We start from the raw sequence: 21,690 nt of genomic DNA, 5'->3' as shown, positions 1-21,690 counted from the left end.
GTATTGAATATCGGTTAGTTCTTGTTGTTGTCTTTCAGTTTTTTTTCTGCACTCTCCACGGTATTCTTCAGCAGCATCGTAATCGTCATGGGGCCTACTCCGCCCGGCACAGGTGTTATAGCGCCGGCTGTTTGTTCTGCCGACTCATAGTCCACGTCACCGCAAAGTTTCCCGTTTTCATCGCGGTTCATACCGACATCGATGACTACAGCGCCTTCCTTGATGTAATCGTCGGTGATGAATTTAGCGATTCCAATTGCGACAATCAGGATATCTGCCTGTTTCGTGAAATGTTTCAAATCCTTTGTACGTGAGTGGCAGTATGTGACGGTGGCGTCTTTTTGAAGCAGCAACTGTCCCATCGGCTTGCCTACAATATTACTTCTTCCGATGATGACGGCATGCTTACCGGCAATTTCAATGCCTGAACGTTCCAGCAATTGCATAATGCCGTATGGTGTACATGGAAGAAATGTTTCCTGGCCGATCAGCATTTTCCCGACATTCATCGGATGAAAACCGTCTACGTCTTTTTCCGGACTGATTGCGCGGATTACTTTGTTTTCATCAATATGTTTTGGTAGAGGAAGTTGTACCAGAATACCGTCAATCGAGTCATCCTGATTAAGCTTCTCTACTTCATTTAACAGTTCTTCTTCAGAAACCGTATCCGGCATCTTAATCAACTCTGATTTCATACCTGCTTCTATACTGGACTTTTCTTTGTTTTTCACATATGTCTGGGATGCTGGGTTTTCGCCAACTAAAATAACTGCTAATCCAGGTTGGCAGCCTTGTTTCACTAAAGAAGCCACTTGTTCTTTCAGTTCATTTCGGATTTCTTGTCCAATTGCTTTGCCATCGATTTTTTTACTAGACATGATTTTCCCACCAAACGTTTTTGTTATTTGTATTGCATACAATCAGTTGAATTTTGATAATACTCCGTTCACAAAGCGACCTGATTTTTCATCGCCGAACGTTTTGCAAAGTTCAATCGCTTCGTTTAAAACGACTCGGTTTGGCACTTCATCATTGTAGAGCAGTTCATAAACTGCAAGACGCAGTACGGTCCGTTCGATTTTCGGAAGTCTGTCGATTGACCAGTTTTCCATGTTATTTGTGATTTTTTCATCAATTTCTGTTATATGCTCAGCTGTGCCGCGTACCAGCTGTTCATAAAAAGCATCTGACCGTGTATCGATTATATATCCGATTGCTTCGTCAACATTCATTTCACTATTATCCATTTGAAATAGCGTTTGTATCGCTTTTTCACGTGCTTCTCGTCGTTTCATATTTCTGGTCTCCTCTGCCGCGCATCTTCAAAAACTAATGATAGCATAAAAACAACGAAAAGAACTAGTAGAATCAAGCGATTTTGAAAGGATTTATAAAGGTGGGGGATCTTCGAACGATGAAGGTTAATCGATAAGATCAAAGAGCATCCGCAGGTTATTGTTTCATTTCAAATCAACTCGACGAAAAAAACATTATCCTGAATGAGGATAATGTTTTTCTTCGTATAGTTTACTCGTCGAATTGAATGCCGGTAATATGGACATTTACTTCGTGAGTGGTGAGTGAAGTCATGTGGTAAATTGCCTGACGCACTTCCCTCTGAATTTCAGCTGCAACTGTAGGAATGGAATGGCCATACTCGATAATGCAGTACACATCGATTTTCAGTCCTTCATCTGCCCACTCGGTCTTTACACCTTTGCCGTACATCACTTTACCCAATTTTTCTGCAACACCTGTCGCAAAATTACCTTGAGTGGCAACGACGCCGCCGACTTCAGTCACAGCAATGCCGATGATGACTTCCAGCACTTCAGGAGCCAGCTGGACACGTCCAAGCACGGCATCTCCAGACGGAGTCATCCCGACAAATGACGGATTTGTTTTTTCAGCCATTACAATTCTCCTCCAATTATTTCATGACATCATATTTCTCTAAAAACTTCGTATCAAAATCTCCTGATTGAAACACTTCATTATCCATTAAGTTGGAATGGAATGGAATCGTTGTGCGGACGCCTTCCACTACGAATTCATCCAGTGCACGTTTCATCCGAGCGACCGCTTGCTCACGTGTATCGGCATGAACGATCAGTTTCGCGACCATAGAGTCGTAAAACGGAGGAATGGCATAACCCGGATACACTGCTGAATCCACCCGCACGCCAAATCCGCCCGGCGGTAAGTACATCGTTACCTGTCCTGGTGACGGCATGAAGTTTTTCTCTGGATTTTCCGCGTTGATCCGGCATTCAATGGACCACCCGTTAAATTTGATATCTTTTTGCTTCATTGATAATTTTTCTCCAGAAGCCACTTTAAGCTGCTGCTGAATCAAATCAATTCCTGTGATCATTTCTGTCACGGGATGCTCAACTTGGATCCTTGTATTCATTTCCATGAAATAGAATTTTTGATTAATATGGTCGAAAATGAATTCCACTGTACCTGCACCGCGATAATTCACCGCTTCTGCAGCCTTTACTGCTGCATCGCCCATTTGCTTGCGCAACTCGGGAGTAAGCGCTGGTGAAGGAGCTTCTTCCACGAGTTTCTGCATACGGCGCTGAATCGAACAGTCACGTTCACCTAAATGGATCGTGTTGCCGAATTTATCAGCGAGTACTTGTACTTCTACGTGGCGAAACACTTCGATATATTTTTCAAGATAGACGCCTGGATTGCCAAAAGCAGCAGCTGCTTCTTTTTGGGTGATTTTGACGCCCTTCACAAGTTCTTCTTCGTCGCGTGCAACACGGATTCCTTTACCGCCGCCGCCTGCTGTCGCTTTGATAATAACAGGGAAACCGATGCCTCTTGCCACTTCAAGCGCATGATCTGCATCATCGACTATTCCATCTGATCCAGGAACGATTGGAACGCCTGCATCCTGCATTGTATTACGGGCAACATCTTTTGTTCCCATCTTTGCAATCGCTTCCGAAGTAGGACCTATAAATTCAATGTTCACTTCTTCACATAATTCTGCAAAGCTTGCGTTCTCTGCCAGGAAGCCGTAGCCCGGGTGAATTCCGTCACAGTCCGTTGCTTTCGCCAGACTGATGATGTTGGAGAAATTCAGATAACTGTCTGTTGAAAGACGCGGCCCGATGCAATAAGCTTCATCAGCCAGCTGAACGTGCAGTGCATCCTGATCGGCTTCAGAATAGACCGCAACCGTTGCAATGCCCATTTCCTTACAAGCACGAATGATCCGTACCGCAATTTCTCCGCGGTTTGCGATTAATACTTTTTTCATTTAGAATTCCCCCTTAGTTCTCTTTTACAAGGAATAAAGGTTGTCCGTATTCCACAAGTTGACCGTCCTGCACTAACACTTCAACGATTTCCCCGGATACTTCTGATTCAATTTCATTAAATAATTTCATAGCTTCTACGATACAGACGATTGACTCAGGTGTTACTTTGTCACCTTTTTTAACATAAGCCGCTACATCTGGTGAAGAAGCCTGATAATACGTACCGACCATAGGAGATGTGATTTTATGAAGCGATGTATCTTCTGCCACTTCAGCAGGAGCTGCTTGCTGAGGAGCTTCCTGTACCGGAGCAGGTGCCGCAGGAGCTGCCGGTGCTTGTGGTGCCGGAGCTGCCTTTGCAGCAGGCGCTTCGGAAACTGCTGTAAGCGTTTGCCCGGAATTTTTTTCAAGTTTAATTTTCCCGCCGTCTGATTCAAACGTGAATTTTTGAATGGATGATTGATCGATCAGTTTGATAATTTCGCGAATTTCTTGAATTTTCATCATATCTGATTCTCCTGACTGTTATATTCTTTCTATCCTTTACTATGATAGACGTTTTGCAATAAATTTGGAATAGTAAAATCGTAAATAATTCTTTATTGGATGAATATTTATCCTGTAATTCCTAAATTTAGTAAAATGAATAATTATACGCGACTATATGTTATCCTGTCAGACATAATAGTTTACACAATAATTATGGGTCTTCATCAAAACATGTGCTTGACAGTTTATTTCATGAGCAGTTTGAGATTTGACTGTGATGGCGCAGTATAGGATGGTAAGTGAGAAGATACCGTTTCCCTGCGTTCCAGGCGGACGCGTTCCGGAGGGCCCGCGGTAAGCCAACTTGAAGTGCAAAGTTGTGCTCCTAACGCTTCGCTTTTACTCGCAAAAGCCGTTCTTCTTGACGGCTCTCGCTTTGCTCCCGCAAGTAGTCTTACCTGTCAGGCTGATCCTCCCCGGAGTGGTTAATCGCGGGCTCACACGAAGTGAGTCATGCAACCGTTGCCAAGCGAACAGCGTAGGGTTCGTTTTGTCGTATTTCTGTGATTTTTGCAGAAATTAAGGCACCTGTCGGCGTACTTAAGTTGCCTTCCACTACGGTACACTGGCTGGTGTTTCAAGACTTTATGCGTGAGTGGCAGTATGAGCGTACTATTTGAGATTACTACGAGAGGTGCGGTGCTATTCTGCCAAAAAACAACATGACATATATTCCATATACCAGCGAAGGCGCAACTGCGGGGTCGGCCGTTGCTGTGAGACTGCTGGCATGTTCTTCGCCAGTAGGCTCACAGCGTAAGGCAATCCCCCAGCGCCGAAGCGGGTTTAAACTGCAACAAGATTTTCGCAATACACATGTGACAGGTTGTCAAGAACAGAATTTGGTGTTGAGCCATAATTATTCTGTAAAAACCTGCATAAAAAAGCCGGAAGCTAAATTGCTTCCGGCTTGGTCGATTATTGTTTCGGCTCAGCAAAATCCACTTTTACTGTTTGTGCACCATCCCAGCTTGACATGACATACTGAGTAATTTCATCCGCCATTTTCGTGGAGTGGCTTTCATTTGACAGAACTGTGACATTCACACGATCTTCTTCTGTACGGACGAATACTTCCGGATAGCCAAGTGCTGCAATCTGCATTTCCATCAACGCTTCAGTTGAACTGACTTTTCTCAGCTCTGCAATTTCGTTGAAAATTTCATTCTTTTGTTCTGCTGTATAATCTGAAGAAGTCATTTTTGTTGTTAGCTGTTCCACCATTTCGCTACGCTCGTTGCGTACTTCCATTCTCATGTCCTGGAAAATATATGACTCGGCAAAAACCGGTTTCACTTCGTCTGTTTTTCCTTCCTTTTCCAATAGCTTGGTTGCGTCTTTTGTTTCTTTCGTGAAGATCGCTATTCCGTCAAACGGCATCGGCGCCTCTTTCTTCACGTAGTAGATCGAGATGACTGCAACCAGACTGAGTAATGTTAAGAACCATACTGTACGTTTATTTGTTTTCAAGATAACTCCCCCTTTTCTTCATTTCCACGATGACAATACGATGTTCCGGCAGTTGTAGTACATTGGCTAATAGCTGTGAAAGCTCGTTTCTGACGGCTGGATCTTCTGCTCCTTCTGCTACTACGAGAAGACCTTTTAACTCTGAACGGCTTTTATCCTGAGCAGCAGACATTGAGAAATAGCCGGCCAATGAACTCTCCAATTCTCTTTCGTCATAATGGAAATAGACCTTTACTGCACCTATACCTTCCATTTGTTCCAGTGTTTCTTCAAATGTAGACAGCAAGCGTTTCTCCTCTTTTTTGTTCTTTTCCCCTCCTAAGCTTCCACTGCTGGTGATGAAGAATATGCTGCCTACCATCAACATGAGACCGACTAGCAAGATCTGTGATTTTTTCGTTGTTTTTTGCATGTGTCCATCACCATCTCAACGTGACTTGATGAAATTAATTTCTACATTTGAATACTATGTAGAGCGTTCACCACTTATGACCAACCAGCTGCAATAAAAACTGCAGGATCCAGAGGCCGACTGCTAATTTAATTAGCGGCATAAAGGACTTTTCCATTTCAGCACTGGTCAGCAACTGAATGAGCAGCGCCAGCCATACTAAATGGATGAGGCCGATTAAAAATAGAAACACCGCATTTCCTCATTTCCCAATCGTCATCAGCTTGATGAATGTCACAATAAAGATCGCTGTATAGATAAATGCGAATGACAGCAGAAAGGAGATTGCACATAATACGAATAATGTGCGGCCGATGTCATCCACTAATCCAGATACTTCTCTTTGTGAAAACGGCTCAATGATCGCAGCGGTCCATCTGAATAAAAATGCAATACCTAAAATCCGCAAAGCAGGCAGCAGCGCAACCGTCCAGATAGAAAATAGCATCCAAATACTCAGATAGGCAGTGGCACCGGAAGAATAGCGGCCGATTGAACCAAGCGTATCGGTCAAAAGCGAACCGATAAACGGGATATTCTGACGTATGAGCTCCTTTACCGGTTCGTTCAGCGTACCGCTCATCGTCCAGGTCAGCGCGCCGCCCGCTGTAATGAAAATGGAATAGGCAGCTACCAGCGCGGATACAACAGCCAGTAAGGAAGTCCTCAGTAAATCAGCCATTTTCGTCAGTACGATTTCGGGCTGCAGACGTGTCAGGATATCGAGTAAAAGTGCAGTCATAAGAATCGGCAGCAGAAACTTTTCTGCAAAGAATACGGCGCCTTGTGAAAACAACAGCATGGCAGGTTGAAAGTTCACGACTCCAAACGTCGCTCCGGAAGCTAAAACCATAGCTGCTATTAGCGGATACATTCCAAGGAACATGGAAGCAATAGAATGTGTAATGACTTGAATTTGCCGAAAGCTGTCAGCAGCAGGTTCGAGCAGCAGCAATAAAATGAAGATCAGCAGCAGCAATCTCGTCCATTTTTGAAAATGCGGAAGAAAGAAATCGATAAGCAGTGACAGGAGCAGCATGACCATCAGTAGAAAAAACGGTCCCAGCACATCAGCGAGTAAAGTTTGCAGAAAATCCGGCATCGGCGTCTCGTCCGTTCGTTATGATAGATTCCAGGCTCACCAGGGAATAAGAGCATGAATGGTTTCGATGACTTTTTGAATAGAAGGCAACCAAAGCGTGAGAATGACAATTTTCATGACTGTCTGGAATAGCTGGGCGAATGCGCCGTACCCTTCATCTTTCATTTGGAGTGCCAGCAACTCGGCTACATAATACAACCCTGCACTTACAAGTAGTAAGGTCGCGTAAGGAGCAGGCAGCTTTTCCATCAGCGATAATACGTTTACGGCAAACGGAATAAAAACCGTGCTGAATACGTACATGACGACCAACAGGAATAAAGCGGTGTACATAATGGGATGCAGAGCAGGCGCTGCAAATGATAGAAGCAGTAACAGCAGATACACAACGAGCAGCTGAAAAATAACCGTCATTACATTGCCATTGACAACCAGCTGAAGAATTCAGTGATCTCCGTAAAAAATATTCGGAGAAACATTAATAATTCAATGGAGATGTAAAGATAGGCAAGGAAAAACAGAAAAAATGAGAATTCCTTCTTGCCTGTCTGTTCAAAGAATACATGCAGAACCCCAATGACCAGCCCGACTCCGGCGATGCGCAATAAATCGTTCAATTCCATCCCGCTACGCCTCCTCCATGCTCTACTCTATGAAAAGCAGATAAACGTTATGCACAAAAAAACACACGAGAGTTTTCTCGTGTGCTCGATGTGTATAGTTGATTAGGCGCGGGAGACGTATTCCGCTTCATCTGTGTTGATCACAAGATGATCACCCTGGTTAACGAAGAACGGGACTTGTACAGTCAAGCCTGTTTCCATTTTTGCAGGCTTCGATCCGCCGCTCGCCGTGTCACCTTTGATGCCCGGCTCTGTTTCAGCAACTTCCAGTACAACTGTAGTCGGCAGTTCAACGCCGAGTACTTCGTCTTTATAAGTGATGACATGAACTTCCATATTCTCTTTCAGGAATTTCAATTCATATTCAAGCTGTGTAGAAGCGAGTTCCAGCTGCTCGTATGATTCATTGTCCATGAATACATGCTCGTCGCCGTTTGCATACAAATACTGCATGCGGCGGTTGTCGATTTGTGCTTTTTCTACTTTTTCTCCCGCACGGAACGTCTTTTCCTGGACGTTTCCTGAACGAAGATTACGCAATTTCGAACGTACGAATGCAGCGCCTTTCCCCGGTTTCACGTGCTGGAATTCCATTACGCGCCAAATATCTCCGTCAAATTCAATTGTTAATCCTGTACGAAATTCGTTTACTGAAATCATTGGTATTCCTCCATTATTCGATTATAAAATTAGAAGCTCTTTTGTAGACTTAGTCAAACGTTCATTGCCCGTTTCTGTGATCAGAAGATCGTCTTCGATCCGGACACCGCCGATACCCGGCAGATAAATTCCCGGTTCAACCGTCACTGCCATATTCGGCACTAACACCGTCTCAGAACGGAACGACAGCGCGGGTGCTTCATGGACTTCCATTCCGATTCCGTGACCAGTCGAATGACCGAATGCTTCACCGTAGCCTTTTGACTTGATATAGTCCCGTGCGATTCTATCTGCTTCGATTCCTGTCATACCCGGCTTGATGTTCTCCACCGCAAGCTCCTGCGCCTTGAGCGTCACATCATATATTTCTGCCAGTTTAGCAGAAGGCTGTCCGACTGCCACGGTTCGTGTGATGTCAGAAATATATCCATTATAGAGCGCACCGTAATCCATCGTTACAAAATCACCATCTTCAATCACTTTAGCAGAAGCGACCCCATGCGGTAAAGCCCCTCTTTCGCCAGAAGCGACAATGATATCGAATGAAGAAGATGTTGCACCCTGCCTGCGCATGAAAAACTCTAATTCATTGGAAATTTCGAGCTCGGTTTTTCCTGCTTTGATGACAGAGCAAATATAGACGAACGCAGCATCTGCAATAGCAGCCGCCTGCTTCAGTGTTTCAATTTCGTCGGGTGTTTTAATCAGACGCAACTTTTCAACTAAGCCGGCTGAAGGAACAAGTTCTGCTTCTGTATGCTCCTTGTACATTTCAAACTGGCTGTAGCTCATATGCTCTTTTTCGAATCCCAGTGTACGAATCTTCATTTCTTTTACTTGATTCGCAACCTCTTGAATCATCGTGCCGGTATGCTGAACAATGCGGAATCCGTGAACCTGTTCGTTCGCCTGGTCCATATAACGGAAATCAGTAATGAAAACGGCATCATTGCGGGAAATAATCACGGCTCCCGCTGATCCGGTAAAGTGGGTCATATAGCGGCGGTTGTATGGGCTTGTAATCAGCAGCGCATCAACTTGCTGTTCTTCCAGAAGTTGACGCAGTTTTTCTATCTTCATGATTGTCTCTCCTTTCGTTTTAGCAGAAACGCATGGAAGGCGAGATCATACCCGTCTGTTCCGAATCCGCAGAGCTGTCCGGCTGCGACTGGCGCAATGACGGAAGTGTGGCGGAATTCTTCACGTGTATGTATGTTTGAGATATGGACTTCAATGACGGGAACAGAAATTGAAGCAATGGCGTCCCGCAGCGCAATGCTATAATGCGTGAATGCACCGGGATTAAAGATAATGCCGTCAATTTCGTTGTCACCTGCATCATGGATCCTGTTGATCAGTTCCCCTTCAATATTCGACTGGTAACAAGATACCGTTACATCCGCTTCTTCAGCCAGACGCTGTATCCTGTTTTCAATATCTTCCAGTGTTTCTGCACCGTATATATCAGGTTCCCTTTTGCCGAGACGGTTTAAATTCGGACCGTTCAATAACAGAAGTTCCATCCAATCTCCCCCCACTCATTTTTCTTTCCTATTTTAGCACAATGAGTAGGCCGGACAAACTATTTCATTTATTATCCTAAAGTTTTTCTTACATAAACGGATGTACCGATGACAAATCGGATGATCATGGCAAGCAGACAGGCAAATGGAATAGAAAGTTTTTTGATGAATTGAGCCATTGTCATATCGGGTTTTACATAAATCGTCCATTCGATAGCGAAAATGGCGATGGCGGTGAAGACGAGTGAGGAAATGACTGGCGGAATTTTATATGTGAAAAGTGCAATCATATATAACAGGAAAAATAGCACGAAACAAATGATGCCCAGCATTAGCCATTTTACCCATTCGGGTGAATCAATGAATAGGTGGAACCTCTTCGTCCAGCCTATTGGTGACCATTTGATGAATTTGAAGACTTGCAGAAATTTCATTGAGAAAACAGACAGTACAGCGGCCATTAAAGCTGTGAGAACGTGCGTCGTGGTAATGCGCATAGTGATCCCTCCCCTGACAGTGTGAGTTTTTTTGGATTTTTTTAAACATCTGAATGGTGCATTGTCCGATTTTTTAGTACACTAGTGATATCGTTTCTAACGAAAGAAAGTGTGGGTATGTAATGAGTGAATCCAAAACTCCTCCTGCATACGGAGGACAGGCGCTTATAGAAGGAGTCATGTTCGGCGGAAAACAAGATACCGTTACTGCTATTCGCAGGAAAGATGATTCCATTGAGTATTTTCATGTACCAAGAGAACAGCATCCGGTGAGGCAAAAACTGAAAAAAATTCCTTTAATCCGGGGCATTGTGGCCTTGATTGAATCGGCCGGGAACGGTTCCAGGCATTTAACCTTTGCAAGTGACCGGTATGATGTGATGCCAGGTGAGGAAGATGAGCAGCAGACAGAAGAAGAAACATCAAAATTAGTAATGATTCTCGGCGTGGCCGCAGTCGGCGTGCTTACCTTTTTATTCAGTAAATTCGTCTTCACGTTAGTACCTGTTTTCCTGGCGGAGTTATTTCAATCAGTGGCTCCCGGAAAGACCGCCCAGATTATGCTGGAGAGTTTCTTTAAACTGACTCTGCTGCTGACGTATATTGGCCTGATTTCGATGACGCCTCTGATCAAACGCGTATTTCAGTATCATGGCGCAGAACATAAAGTTATCAACAATTATGAGAATAACTTAGAAATGACCGTAGAAAATGTCCAGTCCCAATCCCGTTTACACTACCGGTGCGGCAGCAGTTTCCTCTTGTTCACCGTCATTGTCGGAATGTTTATCTACTTCCTCGTGCCGACTGATCCGCTCTGGCTGCGCGTAGTGAACCGGATACTCTTAATTCCTGTAGTTCTCGGCATTTCATTTGAAGTGCTTCAGCTGACGAACTCGGTCCGAAATGTGCCGGTACTTCGTTATTTAGGCTACCCTGGTCTTTGGCTGCAGCTGCTGACTACAAAAGAACCGGATGACAAGCAGGTGGAAGTGGCAATTGCTTCCTTTGAGAAATTATTGGAAATTGAAGAGCACGGTATCGGTGTTCTGAATAAAGAAGTTGCAGTAGAAACAGAATCAGCAGACGAACAGAAACCTGTGTCGATGCTGTCTTAATGAAAATAACACCCCGCAAGTCAGTCAACTGACTTACGGGGTGTTTTGATTTTACGGAGACTGATATGATACTATTAACTAAATTCAGATATATTTTCATTCTTACTGCCTTGCTTGAAGCTTTCTGTATACCATGCATGATCCATCTTTTTTATTGTATTGAGCTGTTTCAGTGTAGAGGAGGTATTATACGAGTGTAAAACTACCCTAATAAAATTGATTACAATTTAATTTAAAAGGGGTAGTAAGAATGAAGAATAAATCGTTTCGTTTTCTTTGGTTAGGTCAGTCTCTGGCTAATCTTGGCGATGTTTTTTATATCGTAGGGATTATTTCTATTTTGTACATTCAGACTGAGTCACCATTTATTTTAGCTTTAGTGCCTTTCATCAATATGTTTGGCCGGTTTATAAGCGGAATCGTTTCCCCATGGCTGCTGAATCGTTATCCGTTAAAAAGGCTGTTAGTTTATTCACAGACAGGCAAGACCGTTTTGCTAAGCTTTCTGGTCCTTTTTTTGATGACTGAAGCTAAACTGATTGTTTTCGTTATTTTGTTTTTTGTAGGTGCCATTGCCTTTCTGGACGGCTGGGCATCGCCTGCAAGTCATGCTATGCTGCCGCGGATTGTTCAAAAAGAACAGCTCGTGAAAGCAAACAGCTTCTTTTCCATTGTTTCTGAAACAGTGAATTTAGGCGGCTGGGCTCTCGGCGGTATTTTCGTTGCATTGGCTGGCGGGAAGCTCGTGATTTTGAGTACGTTGGGTTTTTATATCATATCCACTTTCATGATGTTCGGGATTTTGGATCCAGTACCTTTTCATCGAAAGGCTACTAATGGAAAACAAAGCGGTGAGCTGACTGAAGGCTGGAAAATCATTTGGAAAAACCCACTTTTCAGAAGTCTGCATGTAATTATAGTGTTCGAGGCGATTGCTAACGTGGTTTGGATTGCTTCTATTCTATATATTTTTGTGGCGGAAGTGCTGAATCAGACAGAAGCTTGGTGGGGCTACATCAATACTGCGTTTTTTGCGGGCATGATTATTGGCGGTATCATATGTTCACGATACGCGGCTAGGATTGAGAATAATCTTAGACAATTGCTGATTTTATTTTCATTCGGCATTAGTATGGTCACGCTTCTTTTTGGACTGACGGCTATACCCTGGATTTCAATCATAATCGTCATACTAAATGGGGTTGTCCAGCAAGTGAAAAGCATTGTAAGTGAGACATTGCTCCAAAAATCAGCAACAGTTGAAGAACTCCCTAAAATTTATGCAGTGCAAAGCGCTGTAATTTCCTTGTTATTTGGTATTTCCTCACTTGGCTTCGGGGCGGTGGCGGAGATGATGGACATACGAATCACATTTATCTTAGCCGCTGCTTTGTTGGCTGCCGGAGCTGTCTATGCAGTCATCCGACGCCGGGATTTTATGATTACAGCTGAATAAACGATAAAAAGCCGTATGAGATGTGACGTTCACTCTCATACGGCTTTTCATTATTTGAATTGCACTTCTTTAAATTGCACTTTTTATAATCCGCATTTTAATTGCGCCTGGCAGTTTGTACATGTATTACATCCGCCGATTTCTTCTACCGTACCTTGTCGGCAGACCGGACATGTATCGCCTACTTCAGAACCGATCGTAACGTTTGTTGAACGCAATGCCTGAATCGTGTTGACGAGCACGACTTTTGGCTGTTCCATTACTTCTACCGCTTCTTCTGTATCCGGAATATTATCTTCCGCTTTCAGAGTCAGAACCTGCGAATCACGGCTGCCGTCTACGTAAACTGTGCCGCCTTTTGCTCCGCCTTTATACAGTCTTTCATAAACGCTCTCCACCTGCTTAACGGTATAGCCTCTTGGCGCGTTAACCGTTTTAGAGATGGAGCTGTCAATCCAGCGCTGGATGATGCACTGCACATCAGCATGTGCTTCCGGTGCAAGCTCCATAGATGAAATAAACCATTTCGGCAAGTTATCCGGATCTGCGTCTGGATTGCTTTGTAGATACTCTTCTACAATTTCCGCTTTTACTTCGATGAATTTACCGAGACGTCCGCTGCGGTAATAAGTGAAGGAGAAATAAGGTTCTAGACCTGTGGAAACTCCTACCATTGTTCCAGTACTCACTTTTGTTACTCTCCTATTTTCAGGAGGGCGGGATTATCAATACCCGCTCCATATGTCGCCATATGGGTCAGACTATATCATCAACCGATTTTGATTCTATTGGTTGTCCGGCGTGTAGTCGTTGAGGGGTCAGCCATGACTTCCCTGCGGATTGTCTGCACCTTTCGATTTTTACCTTTTTACGTAATGGCAAGTTACAGGTACGAAGGGATTCTCAGGGTTTCCCGCATATAGCCAGATGTGCACGATGCAATTACTTGCATCGGGGGCAATTCATTTACCCGTTGGAGCAACAGTCAGTAGATGAGAGTTTCTAATACCGTGTTCAAGTATCGCTTCCCGAATATCTTCAGGCATACGTTTCATGAAACCAGTATTAATAAATGCATGACGCAATGCTTTTGTTTCTTCGTCTGTCTTACCAATCAAGAACGGGAAACTTCCTTTTTCTTTCGCCAATTCAATTGATTCGCGGTAAGCTGTTGTCGCAATAGCTTCAAATACTTCATCGACCAATTGGTTGCCTTCAGGAGACCCGTATTCTTTTTCACAATAAATGTGCAGATCGGCAAGTCCCATGACGCCAAGTCCTACACGGCGTTCACCGAGAGCCTGCACCTTGTTATCTTCCAGGAAATACGGAGTAGCATCGATTACGTTATCCTGCATGCGTACGCCGGTTTTTACTGTTTCTTTTAGTTTATTGAAGTTCACAGTCTTTGTTTCTTTATCCGCCATTTCCGCGAGGTTGACCGCTGCTAAATTGCAGACGGAATATGGTGCGAGTGGTTGCTCACCACATGGGTTTGTAGCGACAACTTGCTGTCCATACGCTTTTGCATTCGTTTCGTCATTCGCATTATCAATAAAGAAAATGCCCGGCTCTGCAGAATATGTTGCACAAATATTGATCAGATCCCATAATGCACGGGCTTTAATAGTACGGTAGACACGAACTTCGTGACCAAGACGCTCCCATTCGCGTACATCGCCAACTTCATGCCACTGCTCATTATAATGCTTCATTTCTTCAGGTGAATAATTTTCTACAGCCGGGAAACGAAGATCATAATCAGCATCTTCTTCCACAGCTTTCATAAAATCATCCGTCAATGTCACTGAAATATTTGCACCTGTCAGGAATTCAGGATTATGAACGGAGTACGTTCCGCCATCCTGAAGCTTCAGCTCTGCATCACGAATAATGGCAGGATTGAAACCGCCTTGGCCGGCGATGTGTTTATAATTCATAATCCCTTGATACATCGCTTCTTCTTGCGCTGTCAGCGGCTTGAAACTCAATTTTTCATTCGCGAGTTTCTTAATTAACTCTTCTTCTGTGTTTTCGATCAAATACCGCAAAATTCGCGGATTCTGCATCTTGGAAATGATGAATTCGCAGATGTCGGGGTGCCAGTTGGACAACATAATCATTTGAGCCATTTCGTTGCGTTGATTCGCTTGATCAACTCTCTATGTCGCCATAGAGTTCAGACCATATCTTACACCTTCATGGTGTCCTCGCACTTCGAGTTCGCTTGAACCCTACTCTACTCGCTTCTGCTTCTGCATGCTTTCGATGGTCGTTGAACCTTCCTCATAACAATTGTCTTAGAGGCTTGGCTGCTGATTGTCTTTAACCACTTGTTGTTTTCAAGCATTCACGTTCACCGTTTCCGGTCACGTTGTAGCCAACAAGTCATAAAAGAGTTTCCAGCAATTCACGAGGTTAGTTTATAGACGAGGCACTTCTTTTTACCACGTCTTGACCCGCCCTGTTCCACAAGATGCGTCAATTTTGCAATATCATCCAGCCAGGAAACTGAACCGGAAGATTTGCCGTTTACTCCGCGTGCGAGTGTGTTGCGCGGACGCAATGTGGAACCATTTGTGCCAACACCGCCGCCGCGGCTCATGATCTCCATCACTTGCTTGCGGTGATCGGAAATTCCTTCACGGGAATCAGGCACAAACGGCATGACGTAGCAGTTGAAGAAAGTTACGTCCGTATCCGAACCTGCTCCGTACAGAACTCGTCCCGCCGGAATGAAATTCAGAGATCGAAGCTGGTCATAGAACATGTCGTATGACCGGGTTCTTTGATCTTCCGTTTTCTCTACAGAAGCAAGCCCTGTCGCGTTACGCATCGCAATCTGTTCATAAAACACTTCGAGCGGCTTTTCCAATACATCTAATGGCCGTGTAATTGTGCCGCGCTGCTGCTCTTCTGCATCATCAATAGAAGATCTGAACTCTTCTTCGATCCAGATGTCTGCTTTCCCTTCAGTCTTGTCCAATTTCACAATATAACCTAAACCGCGTGCCGGAAATTTAGGATCTTCGCGCACAGTCAGTACGACGAAATCTCCTTCTTTCAGCGTTTTCTTTTCCGTATCCTTAAATGAATAACGGTCGATCATCACCAGACGTGATACCCCGCTGTGTGTCAGTTTCATATCATCTGTAATCGGATGTACTTGCGGAAACTTTGATATGTCCTCATTCAACTGCTGTTTGTTCAAAAATGGTTCACCCTGTTTAGAGATCGTTACCATATAACATCCTCCTTATTTCCATCAGAACACCATATATTGTGTTCTCGTTATAAATAAATCTACTACATATAGATCTTTTGTCAATGAGCTATTTTTCTCTTGAAATTTCAAAAAGTTAATGCAGCAACATTTCAGTTAAAAAAATAGCACAAAAGAGCTAACATTACTTTTTGAAATTCCAGTCATCATTCGCATATTTTTCTTTTTCAATTCTGCGCACCAGATTCATCTGCTCCTCCGTTAATTCGAGAGGCTCCAATGAAATATCAAGAGCACTCTCGAAGCCTTGCGAAAATGCGGTCTTGCATTCATCGACCGTAATTTCCCGGTCTGTCAGGCGATCAATCGCAATCGCACGGTCCGGCAGCGTTCTGCGTACACGTTCTTTCAGTTCCGGAGATGAATAAGTAAAGATCGAAGTCAGTTTATCCACGTCTAAACTCATTAATATCGCGCCATGCTGTAAAATAACACCTTTTTGACGTGTCTGCGCACTGCCTGCAACTTTCTTGCCTTCTACGACCAATTCATACCAGCTCGGCGCATCAAAACAGACTCCGCTTTTCGGACGTCTCAGCTGATCTGTCACTTCTTCATCCGGTATTGAGAACTCTGCCTGCAAGCCTAAATTGCGGAATCCCTGCAATAAGCCGCCTGAAATTACACGGTATGCTTCTGTGACAGAATCAGGCATATCGGGATACTGTTCGCTGACAATGACACTGTAAGTCAATTCATGTTCATGCAGAACACCTCTGCCGCCAGTCGGTCTTCGGACAAAGCCCAGACCGAGCTCTTTAACTTTCTCCATATCGATATCTTTTTCGATGCGCTGAAAATATCCGATCGATAAGGTAGGAGGTGACCATTCATAAAAACGCAGAACCGGGCCGATTTCACCGCGGCTATGTAAATCAAGAAGCGCCTCGTCAAGCGCCATATTGAAAGACGGGGTACATTTCCCTGAATCTACGTAGTGCCAAACCGCTTTTGTCATATTCATTCTCCTTAATGTGTCATATTTCATTTATGCTATATGAAATCGTGAACAAAAAAAACAATAACGCATTACATTTTAACATTCCGATTGAACTGATGCTAGATAATCTTTATAATAGAGATATTGATAAAAGGGGGAAGTTTTTTGAATTACTTTATTTTGGGCGCAGTGTTGCTCGCAGTCATCCTGTATTTCGTTATTACATATCTTCGCGTACGAAAGGCACTCACCACATTAACGCAGGAACAATTTATCCAAGGATACCGTAAAGCGCAGCTGATCGATGTCCGGGAGCCAAAAGATTTTGATGCCGGACATATTTTAGGTGCCCGTAATATTCCATTTACACAGTTTTCACAGCGTTATAAAGAAATTCGCCCCGACAAGCAGATCTATCTTTACGACCAAAATAACAGCCGTACAGGCCGGGCTGCTTTATTCCTGAAGAAAAAAGGCTGTACGGAAATTTATCAATTGCAGGGCGGATTCAAGCAGTGGTCAGGAAAAATTAAAACAAAATAACAATATTGAATCCTCCTGTTCAGGGGGATTTATTATTTATAAAGGAGAATGAACAACCATTGAAGTCCAATTTTCTAATTCCAAGTCTGCCGGAGCAATACGTAAAACTGCCTCATCTGCAGCCTTACGCTGAAGTCATTCAGGCGATCTTAAACAAACTTCAGGAGCGTTCGCCTGATGACTGGAAGATTATCAATGCTGAAGAATTCCTAACTTATACCGACTCGATGCTGCCGGAACTGATTCATCAAAAGAAGATTGACTATGAATCGCTTGCACATATCTATGAAACACTGCCAAGCGAAAAAGTCATACCGGATTCCTCGGCAACAGGATTTTCCATTGAAAAATCCGAAACGATCGACAATCAGTTGCTTTTCTTTCCCGGTTATCAGATAGCTGCAGCTAAAATTACGTATTATGTGACGACTGGTGAGACTTGGTCAGAACAAATGCTTTTCGCTCCTTCTGCCGAACACGTCGGACACTTTATTCATGAATTGAACACCATTCAAAGAGAATCCATGAAGGCCGCCATAACGTATTTAGTCGATACGGAAGAAGGCATCGGAAAGAAAACTTACGGCGCAGGCGAACAAATTGAGCGCAAGGATGTGCTGCTTGATGAAAAGCTGAAAAATGAGCTGTTCCGATCCATCGATGAGTTTTTCACTGACGACGGACGCTTCTTCAAGGAGTATGGCCTGCCGTATAAACGGGGTATCCTGCTCTACGGATCTCCCGGCAACGGCAAAACTACTCTCGTACGTTCAATTACTGGAATGACCGATGCACCGGTTGTCTATTGGCAGATCACTGAATTCACAGGCAGTCATTCTGTACAGGAGGTTTTCTCGACCGTTGAACGTCTGGCACCCGCCATTCTTGTCATCGAGGACATGGATTCCATGCCCGAACATATGCGCAGTACATTTTTGAACACACTGGACGGCGTACACGTCCGCGACGGCCTCTTTATCATCGGCACAACGAATTATCCCGAACGTATAGACCCTGCCTTAATAAACCGTGCTGGTCGGTTTGACAGCACGTATGAAATCACCTCGCCCACAAAAAATGTGCGGAAAGAATATATACAAAGACTCGACCGTAAGAACTTACTTGATGAAAGCCATATTGACGCAATAGCCGAGCAGACCAAAGAACTGTCCATCTCTCAATTAAATGAGTTGTATATGTCGATTGCGCTTACCTATCACTATGAAGGAACCATTTCGTTCGCTGAGCGCATTAAAGAATTGCAGAAACAGCACCGCCAGGCGACACGCAATGACTGGGACACCGATTCTTCCATCGGATTTAATTGAACACAGAAAAGGAGAGACGATGATTATCGTCTCTCCTTTTACCGTTTATTATGCTTCTTTTGTATAACGCAGAACCGGTTTACGTGCTGCCTTCGTTTCATCCAGACGTCCGATCACAGTTGTGTGCGGTGCTTCCTGAACGATTTCCGGATTTTCTTCTACCTCTTTGGCGATCTGAATCATCGCTTCAATGAAAGCATCCAAAGTTTCCTTTGATTCAGTTTCCGTAGGCTCGATCATCATTCCTTCTTCTACGTTCAGCGGGAAGTAGATCGTTGGCGGATGGTAGCCGAAATCAAGAAGACGTTTTGCCATATCAAGCGTACGGACTCCCAGTTTCTTCTGGCGCCGGCCTGATAATACAAACTCGTGTTTGCAATGCTGCGTATACGGCAGATCAAAATACGGCTCGAGACGGCGCATCATATAGTTGGCATTCAGCACAGCGTATTCCGTTACGGCTTTCAGGCCGTCCGGACCCATCGTGCGAATATACGTGTAAGCACGCAGATAAATACCGAAGTTGCCGTAATACGGCTTCACTCGGCCAATTGATTGCGGCACGTCGTAGTCCAGAACAAAACGGTCTTCTTTTTTCGTGATAACCGGCTTTGGCATAAATGCTGCCAGTTCTTCCGTTACACCGACCGGACCTGAACCTGGGCCTCCGCCGCCGTGCGGTCCCGTAAACGTCTTATGCAAGTTCAAGTGAACGGCATCAAAGCCCATATCTCCAGGACGTGCTTTTGACATGACGGCATTCAGGTTTGCCCCGTCATAATAGAGTTTACCTCCCACACCGTGCACGATCGCAGCCATTTCAAGAATATCTTCTTCAAATAGCCCAAGCGTATTTGGATTCGTCAGCATCAAGGCAGCTGTATCCGTGCCTACTTTCGATTTTAAGTCTTCCAAGTCCACTAACCCGTTATCATTTGATTTTACTGTGATCGTATCAAAACCGGCCACTGTTGCAGAAGCAGGGTTTGTTCCGTGTGCAGAGTCCGGAACGAGCACTTTCGTACGCTCCGTATCACCGTTTGCCTCGTGGAATGCACGGATCATCATCAGGGCCGTCCACTCACCGTGTGCTCCGGCAGCAGGCTGTAGTGTCACCGCAGGCATGCCGGTAATTTCAGCCAGATGCTCTTGCAGATCATAAGCCACTTCCAATGCACCTTGCACTGTCGACTCATCCTGCAGCGGATGAACACGGGCAAATCCAGGGAAACGGGCGACTGCTTCATTTATTTTCGGATTGTACTTCATTGTGCATGAACCAAGCGGATAAAATCCTGTATCTACACCGTGATTGCGGTTGGACAGTGCTGTGTAATGACGCATAATATCGAGTTCTGCCACTTCCGGCAGTTCAGCATCTTCTGTACGGATCAAACCTTGCGGCAGGATAGAAGTAACATCTACTTCAGGTACATCCAGTTCAGGAAGACTGTAACCGACACGACCGGCTTTTGAGATCTCAAATATGAGGGATTGATTTTCGTTATGCATGAATAGCCTCCAGTTCCTGCACGTATGCATCGATTTCTTCTTTCGTACGCTGTTCCGTTACCGCAACCAGCGCATGATTTGCCAGATTTCCATCCACTAGACTGAGATCATAGCCGCCAATGATGCCCTGCTTTAGCAAACGCTCATTCACTTCTTTAACAGGCGCTTTGCAGTCTACGACAATTTCATTGAAATGAGACGGGCTGAACTTCACTTCAAAACCAGCTTTCTCAAATGCGGAACGGGCATAAGCCGTTTTTGCGATATTTTGATAAGCAATCTCCTTAATGCCTTCTTTGCCGAGTGCTGTCATGGCAACAGAAGCAGCCAGCGCATTCAAGGCTTGATTGGAACAAATATTGGATGTCGCTTTATCGCGGCGGATATGCTGTTCACGGGCCTGCAACGTCAGCACATAGCCTCTGCGTCCTTGATCATCTGTCGTTTCACCGACTAATCTGCCCGGAACTTTGCGCATTAGTTTCTTTGTTACTGCGAAATAACCGCAGTGAGGACCTCCGAAAGCTTCGGCGATACCAAACGGCTGTGCATCCCCTACTGTAATATCCGCACCAAGCGCACCCGGAGGCGTCAGAAGTCCGAGTGACAGCGGATTTGCCGACACAACAAAAAGTGCACCGTTTTCATGAGCAATATCACTCATCGTCTGCAGATCTTCCACCTGACCGTAAAAGTTTGGGTATTGAACAAGTACTGCAGCTGTCTGATCATCGATTAACCTCTTAAGCTCTTCAATATCCGTTACGCCGTCTGCGTGCGGAATCGTTACCACTTCAATGGACTGTCCGCTTGCATAGGATTTCACTACTGCTTGTGATTCCGAATGAACTGTTGAAGACACCAGCAACTTCTTGCGTTTTGTATGGCCGGCAGCGAGCGTTCCTGCTTCCGCCAATGCAGTTCCACCATCGTACATGGAGGAATTCGCCAAATCCATTCCTGTCAGTTCACAGATCATCGTCTGAAATTCGAAAATAGCCTGCAATTCTCCTTGAGAAATTTCTGGCTGATACGGTGTATACGCTGTGTAGAATTCAGACCGCGAAATGACATGATCAACGATGATCGGCTTGTAGTGATCATAAACGCCTGCCCCAAGGAATGAAGCATAATCCTGCGCGTTGACATTCTTTGCCGCCAGCCGGCCAAGTTCTTTCAATAAAGATGTTTCGGATTTTGCCTGTTTAATCTTATACTCACCTGTAAAACGAACCTTTTCAGGAATATCTGCAAACAATTCATCAACGGAAGAAATTCCAATCGTTTCCAACATTTCTTTCTGATCTTGCTCCGTCATAGGAAGATAACGATGCTTCAACATATTTTGACCCCT

The 21,690-nt window shown here is 44.4% G+C and carries 22 protein-coding genes and 3 pseudogenes; 4 read left to right on the top strand and 21 right to left on the bottom strand.

Annotated features, from left to right (window positions below):
• Nucleotides 1–14 precede the first annotated feature (14 nt).
• From folD to GDZ68_RS11060, 15 genes are all read right to left on the bottom strand, one after another.
• A complete protein-coding gene (folD, locus tag GDZ68_RS11130) occupies nucleotides 15–881 on the bottom strand; it encodes a bifunctional methylenetetrahydrofolate dehydrogenase/methenyltetrahydrofolate cyclohydrolase FolD (RefSeq protein ID WP_153722370.1) in 867 nt (288 codons plus the stop codon).
• A gap of 42 nt (nucleotides 882–923) precedes the next feature.
• The gene (gene nusB, locus GDZ68_RS11125) at nucleotides 924–1,298 is read right to left on the bottom strand and encodes a transcription antitermination factor NusB (RefSeq protein ID WP_153722369.1); all 375 of its coding nucleotides are present in this window, start codon (nucleotides 1,296–1,298) and stop codon (nucleotides 924–926) included.
• A 232-nt stretch (nucleotides 1,299–1,530) separates the two neighbouring features.
• Nucleotides 1,531–1,917 (bottom strand): Asp23/Gls24 family envelope stress response protein, encoded by a 387-nt coding sequence (locus GDZ68_RS11120; RefSeq protein WP_153722368.1) that lies wholly within the window; start codon nucleotides 1,915–1,917, stop codon nucleotides 1,531–1,533.
• Between the two features lie 16 nt (nucleotides 1,918–1,933).
• Entirely contained in the window at nucleotides 1,934–3,280 is a 1,347-nt protein-coding gene (gene accC / locus GDZ68_RS11115; protein ID WP_153722367.1) for an acetyl-CoA carboxylase biotin carboxylase subunit, read from the bottom strand.
• Nucleotides 3,281–3,293: 13 nt separating this feature from the next.
• Complete coding sequence (gene accB, locus GDZ68_RS11110) at nucleotides 3,294–3,788, bottom strand: acetyl-CoA carboxylase biotin carboxyl carrier protein (protein WP_153722366.1); 495 nt, start codon at nucleotides 3,786–3,788, stop codon at nucleotides 3,294–3,296.
• A gap of 960 nt (nucleotides 3,789–4,748) precedes the next feature.
• Nucleotides 4,749–5,300 carry a SpoIIIAH-like family protein gene (locus GDZ68_RS11105; protein WP_153722365.1) on the bottom strand — a complete coding sequence of 184 codons (552 nt, stop codon included), beginning with the start codon at nucleotides 5,298–5,300 and terminating at the stop codon, nucleotides 4,749–4,751.
• The gene (locus GDZ68_RS11100) at nucleotides 5,287–5,712 is read right to left on the bottom strand and encodes a hypothetical protein (RefSeq protein ID WP_153722364.1); all 426 of its coding nucleotides are present in this window, start codon (nucleotides 5,710–5,712) and stop codon (nucleotides 5,287–5,289) included. The genes GDZ68_RS11105 and GDZ68_RS11100 overlap by 14 nt, the downstream gene beginning before the upstream one ends.
• A gap of 67 nt (nucleotides 5,713–5,779) precedes the next feature.
• On the bottom strand, nucleotides 5,780–5,944 hold the full coding sequence (locus tag GDZ68_RS11095) for a hypothetical protein (RefSeq protein ID WP_153722363.1): 165 nt from the start codon (nucleotides 5,942–5,944) through the stop codon (nucleotides 5,780–5,782).
• Between the two features lie 9 nt (nucleotides 5,945–5,953).
• Nucleotides 5,954–6,853, bottom strand: coding sequence for a stage III sporulation protein AE (locus GDZ68_RS11090; RefSeq protein WP_153722362.1), 900 nt, complete (start codon nucleotides 6,851–6,853; stop codon nucleotides 5,954–5,956).
• Nucleotides 6,854–6,889: 36 nt separating this feature from the next.
• The gene (locus GDZ68_RS11085) at nucleotides 6,890–7,267 is read right to left on the bottom strand and encodes a stage III sporulation AC/AD family protein (protein ID WP_153722361.1); all 378 of its coding nucleotides are present in this window, start codon (nucleotides 7,265–7,267) and stop codon (nucleotides 6,890–6,892) included.
• Nucleotides 7,267–7,476, bottom strand: coding sequence for a hypothetical protein (locus tag GDZ68_RS11080; protein ID WP_029054553.1), 210 nt, complete (start codon nucleotides 7,474–7,476; stop codon nucleotides 7,267–7,269). Before GDZ68_RS11080 ends, GDZ68_RS11085 begins: the two co-directional genes overlap by 1 nt.
• A gap of 102 nt (nucleotides 7,477–7,578) precedes the next feature.
• On the bottom strand, nucleotides 7,579–8,136 hold the full coding sequence (gene efp / locus GDZ68_RS11075; RefSeq protein ID WP_153722360.1) for an elongation factor P: 558 nt from the start codon (nucleotides 8,134–8,136) through the stop codon (nucleotides 7,579–7,581).
• Nucleotides 8,137–8,157: 21 nt separating this feature from the next.
• Nucleotides 8,158–9,216 (bottom strand): M24 family metallopeptidase, encoded by a 1,059-nt coding sequence (locus GDZ68_RS11070; protein ID WP_153722359.1) that lies wholly within the window; start codon nucleotides 9,214–9,216, stop codon nucleotides 8,158–8,160.
• Nucleotides 9,213–9,659: a type II 3-dehydroquinate dehydratase gene (gene aroQ / locus GDZ68_RS11065; protein ID WP_153722358.1), complete on the bottom strand. Its 447-nt coding sequence runs from the start codon at nucleotides 9,657–9,659 to the stop codon at nucleotides 9,213–9,215. Before aroQ ends, GDZ68_RS11070 begins: the two co-directional genes overlap by 4 nt.
• 71 nt (nucleotides 9,660–9,730) lie before the next feature.
• Complete coding sequence (locus GDZ68_RS11060) at nucleotides 9,731–10,156, bottom strand: hypothetical protein (protein WP_153722357.1); 426 nt, start codon at nucleotides 10,154–10,156, stop codon at nucleotides 9,731–9,733.
• 122 nt (nucleotides 10,157–10,278) lie between these two features.
• On the opposite strand from GDZ68_RS11060, the gene GDZ68_RS11055 reads away from it, so the two are divergent.
• Both GDZ68_RS11055 and GDZ68_RS11050 read left to right on the top strand, forming a co-directional pair.
• A complete protein-coding gene (locus tag GDZ68_RS11055) occupies nucleotides 10,279–11,274 on the top strand; it encodes a DUF1385 domain-containing protein (protein WP_153722356.1) in 996 nt (331 codons plus the stop codon).
• A 250-nt stretch (nucleotides 11,275–11,524) separates the two neighbouring features.
• A complete protein-coding gene (locus tag GDZ68_RS11050; protein WP_153722355.1) occupies nucleotides 11,525–12,730 on the top strand; it encodes an MFS transporter in 1,206 nt (401 codons plus the stop codon).
• Nucleotides 12,731–12,813: 83 nt separating this feature from the next.
• Here GDZ68_RS11050 and GDZ68_RS11045 read toward each other — a convergent pair.
• The 4 genes and pseudogenes from GDZ68_RS11045 to GDZ68_RS11030 form a co-directional block, all read right to left on the bottom strand.
• Nucleotides 12,814–13,416, bottom strand: a pseudogene (locus GDZ68_RS11045) (vitamin B12-dependent ribonucleotide reductase); the annotation flags it as partial.
• Between the two features lie 276 nt (nucleotides 13,417–13,692).
• Nucleotides 13,693–14,877 (bottom strand): annotated as a pseudogene (locus tag GDZ68_RS11040) (vitamin B12-dependent ribonucleotide reductase); the annotation flags it as partial.
• 281 nt (nucleotides 14,878–15,158) lie between these two features.
• Nucleotides 15,159–15,974 (bottom strand): annotated as a pseudogene (locus GDZ68_RS11035) (ribonucleotide reductase N-terminal alpha domain-containing protein); the annotation flags it as partial.
• Nucleotides 15,975–16,137: 163 nt separating this feature from the next.
• Nucleotides 16,138–16,971 carry a lipoate--protein ligase family protein gene (locus GDZ68_RS11030; RefSeq protein ID WP_153722352.1) on the bottom strand — a complete coding sequence of 278 codons (834 nt, stop codon included), beginning with the start codon at nucleotides 16,969–16,971 and terminating at the stop codon, nucleotides 16,138–16,140.
• 147 nt (nucleotides 16,972–17,118) lie between these two features.
• Here GDZ68_RS11030 and GDZ68_RS11025 point away from each other — a divergent pair, with 147 nt between their 5' ends.
• Together GDZ68_RS11025 and GDZ68_RS11020 are read left to right on the top strand one after the other, a co-directional pair.
• Nucleotides 17,119–17,496 (top strand): rhodanese-like domain-containing protein, encoded by a 378-nt coding sequence (locus GDZ68_RS11025; protein ID WP_228551082.1) that lies wholly within the window; start codon nucleotides 17,119–17,121, stop codon nucleotides 17,494–17,496.
• 59 nt (nucleotides 17,497–17,555) lie between these two features.
• Nucleotides 17,556–18,824 carry an ATP-binding protein gene (locus tag GDZ68_RS11020; protein ID WP_153722350.1) on the top strand — a complete coding sequence of 423 codons (1,269 nt, stop codon included), beginning with the start codon at nucleotides 17,556–17,558 and terminating at the stop codon, nucleotides 18,822–18,824.
• Between the two features lie 48 nt (nucleotides 18,825–18,872).
• On the opposite strand, the gene gcvPB is transcribed toward GDZ68_RS11020, so the two are convergent.
• Nucleotides 18,873–20,336: an aminomethyl-transferring glycine dehydrogenase subunit GcvPB gene (gcvPB, locus tag GDZ68_RS11015; protein WP_153722349.1), complete on the bottom strand. Its 1,464-nt coding sequence runs from the start codon at nucleotides 20,334–20,336 to the stop codon at nucleotides 18,873–18,875.
• Nucleotides 20,329–21,675 carry an aminomethyl-transferring glycine dehydrogenase subunit GcvPA gene (gene gcvPA, locus GDZ68_RS11010; RefSeq protein ID WP_153722441.1) on the bottom strand — a complete coding sequence of 449 codons (1,347 nt, stop codon included), beginning with the start codon at nucleotides 21,673–21,675 and terminating at the stop codon, nucleotides 20,329–20,331. The genes gcvPB and gcvPA overlap by 8 nt, the downstream gene beginning before the upstream one ends.
• Between the last annotated feature and the right edge of the window lie 15 nt (nucleotides 21,676–21,690).

It is taken from the genome of Sporosarcina cascadiensis, assembly GCF_009650995.1.
In the GTDB taxonomy this organism is placed as follows: domain Bacteria; phylum Bacillota; class Bacilli; order Bacillales_A; family Planococcaceae; genus Sporosarcina; species Sporosarcina cascadiensis.
The sequence above is the reverse complement of the archived record's forward strand: the minus strand, read 5'-3'. Positions and strand labels throughout refer to the sequence as shown.